The organism is Sporosarcina luteola (assembly GCF_007991495.1).
Lineage (GTDB): Bacteria > Bacillota > Bacilli > Bacillales_A > Planococcaceae > Sporosarcina > Sporosarcina luteola.
Genome location: NZ_BJYL01000008.1, coordinates 25,529 through 37,890 on the forward strand (window position 1 = coordinate 25,529; position 12,362 = coordinate 37,890).

The following is a 12,362-nucleotide window of genomic DNA, read 5'->3' on the forward strand; positions in this document are numbered from 1 at the left end:
GTGATGATATATTGGAACTAGAAGAATTATTTAAAAGGATGAATTTGAATGAAGCCACTAGATCAAGCAAGCATTATTCCATTATATTATCAAGTTAAGCAACGTTTAGAGGAGCGCATCAAATCGGGTGAATGGAATCCAGGTGATAAAATAGACTCGGAAAACCAGTTGATGGAAAAGCTCAATGTTAGTCGGAACACAGTGAAAAAGGCCATTGAAGAAATGGTGCAGGAGGACATTCTGTATCGGATTCAAGGAAAAGGAACTTTCGTTGCGCATGCGAAGCTTGAACAATCGCTAGGTGGCTTTTATAGTTTCAGCCAGGTGCTGAGGGATAAGGGATTCAAACCTTCTGATATTGTACTGGAAGTTGAAGAAGTTAGCCCGTCTTCGGCTGTGAGGAAAGGGTTACAGCTTGACCATGAAGAAAAGGTAATTAAAATGAAACGTATCCGCTGTGCAGATGGAGAGCCAATCATATTGGAGTCCTCCTACATGCCTAAGTCAATCGTACGGAACAAGGATGATTTGTTTGACGTGGCAACGTCATCATTGTACGAATTGCTGGCAAACCGATATGGAGTTTCCGTCATCCGTGCAAAAGAGGCATTTGAGCCGGTTTTAATCCGGGAAGAAGAAAGCGTCCATTTGAAAACGGAAGTAGGAAAGCCTGCTTTGCTATTGGAACGAACGGCTTTTGACACGAACAATCGTCCGGTGGAATTTTGCATATCGATTGTCCGTGGTGATCGTTGCCGATTTTATACCGATTTGGTGTAAGTGCATAGTTTTTCTATGTACTTGCATATCGTTATTGTCCAGCTACAGGCGCTAGCGGGATGCCTTAATTTCTGCACAAACCGCAGAAATACGGCAAATCGAACCCTGCGCAGTTCGACTTGCTCGGGTCATAAGTCAAAGCTGCTCTGTGGCAAAGACCGCCACGCCGCATCTTTGCCTTATGCCTGAGGCCGGCAGGATGCCGGTCATGCAGTCGTTGCCGCAGGACGCGGCGTTCTTAGACTGCGAACCTTTGCTGGGCAAGCGCCTTCCGCTTTTCTTATTGTCCAGCTACAGGCGGCAGCCCCTCGAGTCGCTTCAGATTTGAAAGAAAAGGCAAAGTGCGCCTTTTTTTCAAATCCTCCAGCGCTTGTCGGGGCTAAACGCCGCCTTTCGCTTTTCGTTAGTTATACCAACAACCCTATCACGCAGGAGGTATTTAAATGCCATTAGTTACTACAAAAGAAATGCTAAAGGATGCTCGCGACAACCATTACGCAATTGGGGCATTTGGTGCACATAATTTGGAAATTATCAAGTCAATCATTGCCGGAGCTGAATCGGTCGGAGCTCCTGTCATTTTACAAACTACATCCAGTACATATAAATATGTCGGTATGCCTTATATGATTGCGATGGCTAAGGCGGCGGCGGAACAAGCGAAAGTTCCAGTCGCATTGCATTTGGATCATGGGGAATCGTTCAATGTCGTGATGGAATGTTTGCGGGCAGGCTATACGTCCGTCATGATAGACGGTTCCACTCTTCCGTATGAGGAGAATGTGATGCTCGTCAAGCGTGTCGTGGAAGCTGCGCGACCAATCGGGATACCGGTGGAAGCCGAGCTAGGGACGATTGGCGGTGTGGAAGATGACCTTGTCGTCGATGAAAACATGGCCGCGTTCACCGATCCGTTGCTCGCGGGCGAGTTCGTACGGGCAACGGGTATCGACTCATTAGCCCCTGCTTTCGGAACTGCCCACGGAAATTACAAGCAAGAACCGGATTTACAATTCGATCTGCTTAGCAAGATTCAGGATGAGACGTCAATTCCTTTAGTCATGCATGGAGCATCAGGCGTCAGTGAAGAAAGCGTGCGGAAGGCATTGCAATATGGCGTGGCGAAAGTGAATTTCTCGACGGAATTGAAGGACTTATTTGCTGATGAATTGCGTTCCTATTTCATTGAAAATCCAAACGAAAACGATCCACGGAAATATTTCCTTCCGGCGAGAGAGGCGCTCATCGACTTAGTGAAGAAGAAGATTGAGATGCTGCAACGATGATTACATCGATTACATTGAACGCTGCAATCGATCAGATTTACCGGCTTGATTGTTTAGCAGTTGGCGGAGTCAATCGGATTATGGATATGCACCAAGATGCAGGTGGAAAAGGACTGAACGTCGCCAAAGTTCTTACTTCATTAGGTGCTGAGGTAGATGCCGGCGGTTTTTTAGGCGGCAGCAATGGCGAAAAAATCCGCCGCCTTGTGAAAGAAAAGGGGATTCCTGAACAGTTCATACCGATAGCTGGTGAGAGCAGGGTATGCCTAACGGTTATGGATACATCGACGGGGAAAGGCACGGAGCTATTGGAAAGCGGCCCGGTCATTTCCGAGGAAGAATGGAAGTCGATGCTTGAATGGTTGCGCGTAAAATCGAATCAGACGAAATGGTTTGCTTTGAGCGGCAGCTTACCGAAAGGGCTGCCCGATGATGCCTACGCGCAAATGATCGATATCATTAATGCCAACGGAGCGAAAGCGGTGCTCGATACGAGTGGAATTGCATTGCGGTATGGCATTGAAGCAAAACCATTTGCCATCAAACCGAACGAGAAGGAATTCGCTGACATGGTCGGTTCGGAATCCTTGTCGACGGAGAGGATGCGTAAAGAAGGATGCCGCCTCGCAGAACAAGGAATTGGGCATGTTTGTCTTACATTGGGAGAGAAGGGTGCTTTGTTTTGTAATCAAACAGGTGCTTTCCAAGCAGAAGCGCCGCTAATTGACCTCAAAAACCCTGTAGGGAGCGGTGATGCATTCATTGGCGGATTGCTGTACGGGTTTTCCTCTTTCGAAGATGATGTGAAAGCGTATAAGCGGGCGATTGCATGCGGCTCCGTCAATGCTGCCCATCCAGAGATCGGCTACAGTGATTGGAATGAAGTCGAGGATTTGATGAAAATGATTAAGATTCAGGAATTTAATTGAGGGAGGAAATTATGATGCATACGTATAATGAAATTAAAAACCAGGCGGAACAGTTGCATAAGACTTATGAGCTTTTGGAGAAAGAAACTTTTAATACGGGTGAAGTCGATCAAGTTATTTTCACAGGGTGCGGCACGTCATTTTACTTGGCCTCTTCGGCTGCAAGATACTATCAAAACGCAACGGGTGTGTTCGCCGCAGCGGTCCCGGCTTCTGAGCTGTTTCTTCATGCGTCTACGTGGATCATACCTGGGAAGAAGTATTTAGTGGTAGCTATTTCACGATCAGGGACGACATCAGAAATCATTATGGCATTGGACAACTTGAAGGAGAATGAGCAAATCCGTACATTGGCGATCACTTGCAATGGCGATACGGCAATGGCTGAGATGGCTGATGAAGTGATTGCTCTTGATCATATTTCGGAACAAAGCGTTGTCATGACGCAATCTTTCTCGAATATGATGTATGCTTTGCAACTCTATGCGGTGAAATGGGCGGAATCAGAACAAGATTTGAATGAGCTTTCACGTATCCCGGATCTTGTGAATGCATTGATTGCGTCAGAGGACCAGACGAAAGTAATTGCAGAAAACTTGACGAAAAAGCGATTCATTTATCTTGGATCAGGTCAATATAACGGATTGGCGAAAGAGGCAACATTGAAATTGAAGGAAATGACGCAAACAGAATGCGAAAGCTATTCCAGCCTGGAATTCAGACATGGTCCGATTTCGATTGTAGACGAATCGACTGTTGTCATTCTCCTTGCACAGAAGGAGACAGCTGCTTTTGATCAAAGTCTCGTGAAAGATATACAGCGTCTCGGCGGGTATGTGCTCGTCATCGGACCGACTAATGAAGATTTTGAAGCGGATCAGCTTATTCGACTGACCGATGAAATTACCGACCATAACCGATACTCCCTATACGTTCCGCTCCTTCAATTTCTGGCATACCAGCGTGCTGTCCGTCTTGGATTTAATCCTGACCAACCGCGAAATCTGACACAGGTCGTCAAACTGGCGTAAGTGCAACCGAATGGAATATATACTCGCGGCGGATATCGGAGGAACGAAGTTGGCGGTGGCTCTTTTTCGTGCAGATGGAGTAATGGTCAGCTCCACTGTGAAGAAGAGCGAAACGGAAGACGGGGAATTGCTTTATCATTTATTTACGAATGCGTGTGATGAACTGTGCACAAAAGCTGGAGTGGAACGGACGGGTATAAAGGGCATTTCAATTGGGCTGCCCGGTATCGTTGATGTGGATAAAGGCGTCGCGGTATTCCAAAACAATTTGCCGTGGCGGGACTTTCCGATTAAGGAGCGGTTGTCGGGCATTTTCACTGAGGCAGACATCAAAGTGGATAACGATGTGTATATGGCTGCCTGGGGAGAATACAAACAGAGAGGCTTTGCTGAAGAGTCACTTGTTTACGTCACATTAAGCACCGGCATTTCTTGCTGCAGCATAATTGGCGGTCAGTTCGTGCGAGGGGCAGGGATGGCTGGTGAAATAGGGTTCGGCATTGTGGATGATCGCATGCTGAGCTTGGAGACGCAAGTGTCGGGACCGGCAATGGAAGCAAAGGGGAAAACTGCCTTCGCCGATCCGGACATGACGCTGCACGATATAATGGATCGTTATTATGCAAATGACGATCAAGCGGTCTTCATTCTCAATGAAGCCGTTCGAGCATTAGCAAAGCAAGTGCACCATACACTTCTTCTGCTCGATCCGCATGCAATTGTGTTAGGCGGCGGTGTGTTCAACAACCATCCGAGACTCGTTGAAGCTGTGAAAAACGAGCTTGCCGACTATTTACAGCATCCTTTATTCAAAGGCAAAGAGAAGCGAATTGAAACGAGCCTTTTGAAAGGGAATGCCGGCTTATGGGGTGCCTTTTTCCGCTTCGGAACACGCAAGAAGGATTCCGTGGAAGAGAGCAATCCGATCTACTGCTTAACGAATGAGGTGTAGGATGAGATATGTCCTGCACCTTTTTTTATGTTGCAAAAAAGCCTTCACTCGTCTAATGAGCAAAGGCTTGTACAATCATACTTCTTCTGTAATGCGCATTTCTGTTGAACTATCAAAGAAATGGGCTTTTTCCATGTCAAAGGCCAATTGTAATTTTTGTTGTGGATGAACATCCGTATCTGCATTCAGTCGAGCGATGAATGACTGGCCCTCAATAGAGGAATACACCATCATTTCAGCACCGGTCAATTCTGCAACATCGACCTGTACTTGTACTAGGGAGTCGGACGATTTCTCCTTACTATCGACCGTATAATGGATATGCTCTGGTCTGACGCCGAGTATTACTTCTTTCCCACCGAAATCCCGCTTCTCCAATAGATGATAAGCCTTTTCTGGAATCTTGAGTGAAACTGGTCCAATGGTAAATTGTCCATCCTGTACTGTACCGGTAAAGAAGTTCATGGCTGGTGACCCGATAAACCCACCTACGAAGACGTTTTGAGGATTTTCGTATACTTCCTTTGGCGTCCCGATTTGTTGAATCAAACCATCCTTCATAACGACGAGACGCGTTGCCATCGTCATTGCTTCCGTCTGATCATGTGTTACGTAAACGGTTGTCGTGCCTAAACGCTGATGCAATTTCGAAATTTCCGCCCGCATTTGAACCCGCAACTTAGCGTCGAGATTTGAAAGTGGTTCGTCCATCAAAAACAATTTGGCATCCCGTACGATTGCCCTGCCGAGAGCAACCCGCTGTCTTTGTCCCCCAGACAAAGCTTTCGGTTTACGTGTCAAATATTCATCAAGCCCTAGAATGTCTGCCGCTTTTCTAACCCGCTCGTCAATTTCGGCTTTCGAGAATTTACGAAGCTTCAATCCGAATGCCATATTATCGTAAACGGACATGTGGGGATATAGCGCATAATTCTGAAAAACCATGGCGATGTCGCGGTCTTTTGGAGCAACATCATTCATCAGTTTGCCCTCAATTCGCAGCTCACCCTCAGTGATCTCCTCAAGCCCTGCAATCATCCGTAACGTAGTGGACTTACCGCAGCCGGAAGGACCGACGAGGACAATGAATTCCTTTTCCACGACCCGCAAATTAAAATCCGATACAGCAACGGCGTCATCTCCGTACTTTTTATAAATACGATCCAATACTAACTCTTCCATACAAGCCACCCCTTTTGTCAGTTCATACGTTAAGGATAGCAATGAAGCCGAAAGAGCGGTATGGACACGTTGCACAAAAAGTACAATCACTATATTGTGCAAACTGTCTTCTTAGCGCGAAGTGAGCAAGCTGGCGCAATACGCTACGAGTGCACCGTCAAAGCTTCGGACGGAGATGCCGGTCGTTTCCTGAAACTTAGCAAGTCTATAGTTCAACGTATTTCGATGAATGTGCAACTTTTCGGAAGTGACGGAGGCGTTGAATCCATTTTCGAAAAACGATCTGACTGTTTCAAGCATGCTGTCATCAAAGCCGATCGGTTCAAGAATTTCTCTATGCAATATCTCTTTCATCTCTTGTGATGCTTGGTCGATGAAAAAAGAAGGAAAAAGAAGCTCCATCGTGAAAATCCGCTTATTAGGTAGTAAAGATAGGCCTTGTAAGAACCATTCTGCCTCCTTAGCAAATTTCGTATGGTAGCCGTCATCCGCTGTATGGAATTTTCCAATGTACATCTTAGTTTTAATAAAGAAATCCGCTTCAAGCGCACTTAAAAACGAAGCCAAGTCCTCAATGGTTTGTGTATAAGTTGATTTCTGTTCGATTAGAACCGCTTGATCGGCTGATATGTACACAAGTTGCATATTTTCGTCAAAAAACGCAGTTACCGCATCCTCCAGCTCCTCAACTTTCGCACTTTGAAGCTTCAGATGTACGGCACGGATTTCTGATTGATTGCCGACAGGGGAATTGCCTGTTCCTTCTAAAAAACGGATCCATCTTTCCGTGATCGGGTTAGATGGAAAAGGAGTATGCGGCACTTCTTTGAAAAGGGCAGCTAGCATCGTATATTCACGCATCGAAACTTCTGATTTCAAAATGCGTATCCAGTAGTTTTCATGTGAATTGTGAAAAACGTACTCATGCTGTCGATTTAATGCAGGTCGGGAAGATAGTATTTCAAGAGATGGAAATAAAGTTGTCATTTCAGCTAACAAATAATTTCGCTCCTTCCATCGGGGGTCTAACTACTAGTATACAACGGATAAAAGATTGATAGGGAGTTTAATTGCCAGAAAAAAGCGTGAATAAACCATGGACACCAATACTTCCGGATCAATAGTCCCGTATGTCGAAAGGATTGTTTTGCTTGGAATCGTTATGAAACTGAAACTCTGTCGTTTGTTTCTCGTAAATGGAAGAGACCATTTAAAGAGTGGAAAGGAGCGGTTTGAAATTGAAACAGCGAATACAAATGGCATTTACGGCTTTTTGCATAGTCATTTTATTGATCGGTAGTACAAAGAAAGTCGATGATGAGGGAATGGAACTGGCGGCAACGCCTGAGGAAACTGAAGAGGAAGTGGCTTCTGATGAGGAAAAGATTGACGAGGAAGATGAAATTGAAATTAGTAAACCGGCAGAAGATTTAGGAGCGATGGAAATTGAGCTTACGGGCACTGCCTCTATTGATGGCAAGGTGTTGAAAGTGGAGGAGCAATCGATGCATTTGGGGAAAATGGCGAAAAAATGACAGGCGAGCTAGTCGAGACGGAGGGAGATGGACAAAGAGCGATTGTGCGTGTGAAGGAGAGGAAGGAATAAATTTCGGTGTCTGTCACCCGTACAATTTCTATTACTTAGAATTGTACGGGTGGCAGGCACCTGTTTATTTCACCATTCCTTATTCCAAATCGGGGAGAACCATTTCACACCTCGGCGGTTCATCGGTAGGACCTTCATATCTGCAATTAGATGGCTGGCATACCCAGCAATTCCAGCGACGAGCAGACCATAGATCTCCCACTCCTGTTGTAATTGATTCAAAATGAAACCGTAAAAAACGAGTCCAAGTAGGGAGTGCGTGTAGGATCGGTGTGACAGAAATGATGCAATGACGATATAGCTTCCCGCCAATAAAATTCCAATGGATTGTTGCATGACGAATCCGAGCCACATCACCATGATTCCCGTTAGGGTTAACATTCTTCTTTGTGTAATGAAACGCGATATGATGAAAAATAGCAGACCGATTCCTCCATAGAGCAGGATGGAAGGCGTATAGCCTATTGTGAAATACTGATAGGTAATCGCCATTAAAATACCTATTCCAGCAAGATGCATCAACCAGCGACCGAGCTCTTTTGAAATAGTGATCCGGTTGCTTGCCACCCCGTTTGTATCCAAGTCGGGGACAAGCGCCGATACCCCTCCGACTAAAGAGGAGACTACGGCCGTGTATGGATCGGGTTGTACTTGATACCCCGCAATTGCCCCGACCGTAACTCCGATTATTGCATGTGAACTTCCTTTCATCTGTAAACCTCTCTCGTTGTGTAATCTTTTCATTATCCCTTATTTAGAAGGGTGAAGGCAATGGGCTGATGTTAACACTTTTCAAAAGAATGCTAGTTAATAAATTGTGTGAGTTATCTTTAGTAGAGATTTTCCTAGGTATAGGTATCCGCATAAATAGTGAAAATTTAGTAGACTAATAGGTGGATTGTGTTACAATTATTTACAAAAGATAGATATGGAGTGAATCGTCATGAAAAAATGTTTTACGGGTCTTCTTGCGGTAGCGATTGCTTTACTAATGATTACTATACCAATCAACTCAGCTGCTGCGGCGCCTGCTAAGTTCAAAAACTGTACAGAATTGAATAAAACGTATCCGGGTGGCGTCGCCAAAAATGCGAAAGTCCGGAATAAAGGCGGGAAAACGAAATATAAGCCCACGGTTTCAGCTGAACTTTACAAATTGCATACAGGGATGGATCGCGATAAAGATGGGATTGCGTGTGAACGTTAACTATTAGGACATTATTCGAATAATAAGCTTAAGCTGCTCAAACAAGGTGCCTGCCACCCGAACAACTCAAAATTGTTCGGGTGGCAGGCACCTTTCTTTTTTTTACTAGTTCACTGCGCTACCCAATGCCCTTCTGATACTTCGACTAATTGTGCGTTCTGTAGATTATAACGGTCCACTGTCGTGCTTTCTTCCGGTATGTGTCGCTGTTTGTTTGCTTCCACGCGAGGGTCGGGAATAGGGATGGCGGAGAGCAAGGATTTTGTATATGGGTGCAAAGGGTTGTTGTATAGCTCCTCGCTTTCTGCGAGTTCGACGATTTTGCCGGCATACATGACAGCAACTCGGTCGCTAATATGTTTCACCATTGATAGGTCGTGGGCGATGAAAAGATAGGTGAGGCCGAGTCGATGCTGGAGGTCCTCAAGCAACTCGACGATTTGTGTTTGAATGGAAACGTCAAGTGCTGACAATGGTTCATCGCAGACGATAAAGTCCGGTTCGACTGCCAAGGCGCGGGCGATACCGATCCGTTGGCGCTGTCCACCTGAGAATTCATGTGGGTACCGTGTGGCGTGCTCCGGCTCGAGGCCGACCATTTTGAGCAGCTCTTCCACTCTCTTTCTCCGCTCCGCTTTCGATTTGCTCAACTTATGAATATCGAGCGCCTGCCCGATAATATCTAACACTTTGAAGCGCGGATTCAAAGACGAATACGGATCTTGGAAAATCATTTGCATATGGCGTCGCATCGTTTTCATCTCTTTTGGAGAGAACCGGTTAATGGCCATTCCTCGGTAGAGAATGTCGCCTGCGGTTGGTTCATCAAGCCGCAAGATAGCGCGCCCTGTCGTCGATTTGCCCGATCCTGATTCGCCGACGAGTCCTAAAGTTTCACCCGGACGGATATGAAAACTTATATCATCGACCGCTTTCGTCAATTCGCCTTTTCCACTATCGAAATGTTGACGTAAAGAATCTACTTGAACGAGCGGAATCGTCGTATCCACACCCGCTTTAATATGTGGTAGTCGTTTCGGCTTCTTTTTTTCATCAAGCCGAGGCAATGCATTCAAAAGTTTTTTCGTATACGGATGCTTCGGATTCTTGAATATGTCTATTGTCGTTCCTGTTTCGACAACCTCCCCGTCTTTCATGACGACGACACGATCACACATACCCGCTACAACACCTAAATCATGCGTAATTAGAATAATGGAGGTGTCAAATCGTTGCTGCATACTTTTCATTAAATCTAAAATCTGCGCTTGAATCGTCACGTCGAGTGCGGTTGTCGGCTCATCCGCAATGAGGAGTGAAGGCCTACATGCGAGAGCGATGGCAATCATCACCCGTTGGCGCATGCCTCCTGAAAATTCATGAGGATATTGGCTATACCTCTTTTCACTGTTTTTTATTCCAACGAGCGTTAGTAGCTCAATCGCTTCCTTTTTTGCTACATCCTTCGATAAACCCCTATGCTTCACTAGGCTTTCGGCAATTTGTTTTCCTACCTTGATAGTCGGGTTAAGGGACGTCATCGGGTCTTGGAAAATCATGCTGATCTCTTTTCCTCGAATGCTTTCCATTTCTTTTTCCGTTTTCAAAGCAAGGTTTTCCCCCTGGAATTCAATCATTCCTTGCTTCATATAAGAAGGAGGCGAAGGAAGAAGGCGCATGATGGAACGCGCTGTGACGCTCTTGCCGCTACCGGATTCCCCGACAATCCCAAGTGTTTCCCCTTTCTTCACTTCAAAACTTACGCCGCGTACTGCATTGAAATCCTTTTCTCTCTGTGCGAATGAAACATGTAAATCCGTTACACGCAACACTGTATTCGACATGAAAAATCCCCCTATCAGCGTCAAATTGAAAATTCTTAAATTGACACTAACTTGATGTTTGAATATAGTATAGTATACCGATAGGAATTATACAATATGGAAAGGAGGGAATAGTAGATGAATTTTGGCGTTTCAGCCGTGCTCACGAGAACATTCGAAGAGGCGCAAAAGAGAGTGATGTATCGGTTTTTGCTATATGTGCTGGGGTTGCCTCTTCATCTAGTTGTCTATCTCATTTATTTATCGAAAAGAAAAGATCATACATACGAAGCAGCAATAGCAGCTGTCCAGCAGGAGTTGAAGACTGTCGGCGGTAAAAATAGCTGGCTTGAAGAGTATGAGGAGCAATTGCAAAGGAAATGGGAATTTTTCCAAGAGAAAAGAAGTAGGGAAGAGATTCATAGCGAGGCTGAACAATTGGCGGAGGTGCGTTTTCAGGAAGAGGTTGAGCGACGGACTGCTGAAAGACTTGCGCAGGATGGTTTTCGGAAAGAGACGTATTCGGCTTACTTCCAGTCTCTTCTGGAAAGCCCGATGTTCGTGATCGTTTCACTTTTGCCGGGCATTTTCATGTACGGTTTGCTGCTTTTGATTAGTAACCCGTTTTTGAAATATATTATGGAACGCCTTGTCCAGAGCGTGTTTGTCATAATCGGTGTAGGAACACTTGTTTTTACCATTCTTTATATTTCACCATTCGATCCGGCATCTAATATTCTGGGCGAATCGGCAACGCCGGAGCAGATTGTCGCATTCAATCAAATCCATAGGCTGGATCTGCCGTATTTACAGCAACTATGGAATGCGTTAAAAGGAATTGCGACGTTCGATCTCGGTTCTGCGTTTGCGGGAAACGAGGATGTTGCTTCAAGCATTGCGAATAAATTCCCGATTACGCTTACGATCGCAATATTCTCTGTTTTAATGGCAATCGTCATCGCCATTCCGATCGGCATTTTATCCGCGACACGTCCGAATTCGTTTTTGGATACGACGTTCATGTTCATAGCATTGATCGGTTTGTCGATTCCGAATTTCTGGCAAGGCCTTATCTTCATCCTGAATTTCTCGATCAAGCTCAATTGGCTTCCTGCTACTTATAGTCCGGGGAATGCCTTATCGATGATCATGCCTGTTATCGTACTTGGCACTGGGCTCACTGCGTCGATTGCAAGGATGATGCGGTCTTCATTACTCGAAATCATTCACGAGGATTACATCATTACGGCTCGTGCGAAAGGACTGACGAAAAGCCAAATGCTTTGGAAGCATGCGGTCGGAAATGCAATGATTCCGGTTATTACCGTCATTGGACTGATGTTCGGCGGCATGCTTGGCGGAGCTGCAGTGACGGAGAAAGTGTTCAATATTAAAGGGATTGGGAGTTATATCGTGGATAAGCAATTCATCCCCGACATCCCGGCTATCATGGGCGGAGTCGTCTATATTGCCATTACCATTTCTCTCGTAAATTTATTGATCGATATTTTATACGCATTTCTTGACCCGCGTATCCGTTCAAAGATGAAACAATCATAAAGCAGG

At 45.4% G+C, this 12,362-nt stretch carries 12 protein-coding genes; 8 read left to right on the plus strand and 4 right to left on the minus strand.

The window, feature by feature from the left end; all coding sequences use genetic code 11:
- Window positions 1-48 precede the first annotated feature (48 nt).
- The 5 genes from SLU01_RS03515 (at window position 49) to SLU01_RS03535 (ending at window position 4,978) form a co-directional block, all read left to right on the plus strand.
- Window positions 49-780, plus strand: coding sequence for a GntR family transcriptional regulator (locus tag SLU01_RS03515; protein WP_147055408.1), 732 nt, complete (start codon window positions 49-51; stop codon window positions 778-780).
- A 443-nt stretch (window positions 781-1,223) separates the two neighbouring features.
- The gene (locus SLU01_RS03520; RefSeq protein WP_147055409.1) at window positions 1,224-2,066 is read left to right on the plus strand and encodes a class II fructose-bisphosphate aldolase; all 843 of its coding nucleotides are present in this window, start codon (window positions 1,224-1,226) and stop codon (window positions 2,064-2,066) included.
- Complete coding sequence (gene pfkB / locus SLU01_RS03525; protein ID WP_147055411.1) at window positions 2,063-2,995, plus strand: 1-phosphofructokinase; 933 nt, start codon at window positions 2,063-2,065, stop codon at window positions 2,993-2,995. Before SLU01_RS03520 ends, pfkB begins: the two co-directional genes overlap by 4 nt.
- A 14-nt stretch (window positions 2,996-3,009) precedes the next feature.
- Entirely contained in the window at window positions 3,010-4,026 is a 1,017-nt protein-coding gene (locus SLU01_RS03530; RefSeq protein ID WP_147055413.1) for an SIS domain-containing protein, read from the plus strand.
- A gap of 10 nt (window positions 4,027-4,036) precedes the next feature.
- A complete protein-coding gene (locus SLU01_RS03535) occupies window positions 4,037-4,978 on the plus strand; it encodes an ROK family protein (RefSeq protein ID WP_147055415.1) in 942 nt (313 codons plus the stop codon).
- A 75-nt stretch (window positions 4,979-5,053) separates the two neighbouring features.
- On the opposite strand, the gene SLU01_RS03540 is transcribed toward SLU01_RS03535, so the two are convergent.
- Both SLU01_RS03540 and SLU01_RS03545 read right to left on the minus strand, forming a co-directional pair.
- The gene (locus tag SLU01_RS03540; protein ID WP_147055417.1) at window positions 5,054-6,160 is read right to left on the minus strand and encodes an ABC transporter ATP-binding protein; all 1,107 of its coding nucleotides are present in this window, start codon (window positions 6,158-6,160) and stop codon (window positions 5,054-5,056) included.
- A gap of 111 nt (window positions 6,161-6,271) precedes the next feature.
- Complete coding sequence (locus SLU01_RS03545) at window positions 6,272-7,159, minus strand: PucR family transcriptional regulator (RefSeq protein ID WP_170232567.1); 888 nt, start codon at window positions 7,157-7,159, stop codon at window positions 6,272-6,274.
- Between the two features lie 239 nt (window positions 7,160-7,398).
- Here SLU01_RS03545 and SLU01_RS03550 point away from each other — a divergent pair, with 239 nt between their 5' ends.
- A complete protein-coding gene (locus SLU01_RS03550; RefSeq protein ID WP_170232568.1) occupies window positions 7,399-7,695 on the plus strand; it encodes a hypothetical protein in 297 nt (98 codons plus the stop codon).
- Window positions 7,696-7,835: 140 nt separating this feature from the next.
- On the opposite strand, the gene SLU01_RS03555 is transcribed toward SLU01_RS03550, so the two are convergent.
- Window positions 7,836-8,477, minus strand: coding sequence for a metal-dependent hydrolase (locus SLU01_RS03555; RefSeq protein WP_170232569.1), 642 nt, complete (start codon window positions 8,475-8,477; stop codon window positions 7,836-7,838).
- Between the two features lie 232 nt (window positions 8,478-8,709).
- On the opposite strand from SLU01_RS03555, the gene SLU01_RS03560 reads away from it, so the two are divergent.
- Complete coding sequence (locus tag SLU01_RS03560) at window positions 8,710-8,973, plus strand: excalibur calcium-binding domain-containing protein (RefSeq protein ID WP_147055425.1); 264 nt, start codon at window positions 8,710-8,712, stop codon at window positions 8,971-8,973.
- Window positions 8,974-9,083: 110 nt separating this feature from the next.
- Here SLU01_RS03560 and SLU01_RS03565 read toward each other — a convergent pair whose 3' ends face one another.
- Window positions 9,084-10,817: an ABC transporter ATP-binding protein gene (locus tag SLU01_RS03565; RefSeq protein ID WP_147055427.1), complete on the minus strand. Its 1,734-nt coding sequence runs from the start codon at window positions 10,815-10,817 to the stop codon at window positions 9,084-9,086.
- 117 nt (window positions 10,818-10,934) lie between these two features.
- Between SLU01_RS03565 and SLU01_RS03570 the strand changes: the two genes are divergently transcribed.
- The gene (locus tag SLU01_RS03570) at window positions 10,935-12,356 is read left to right on the plus strand and encodes an ABC transporter permease (RefSeq protein ID WP_147055429.1); all 1,422 of its coding nucleotides are present in this window, start codon (window positions 10,935-10,937) and stop codon (window positions 12,354-12,356) included.
- Window positions 12,357-12,362 lie beyond the last annotated feature (6 nt).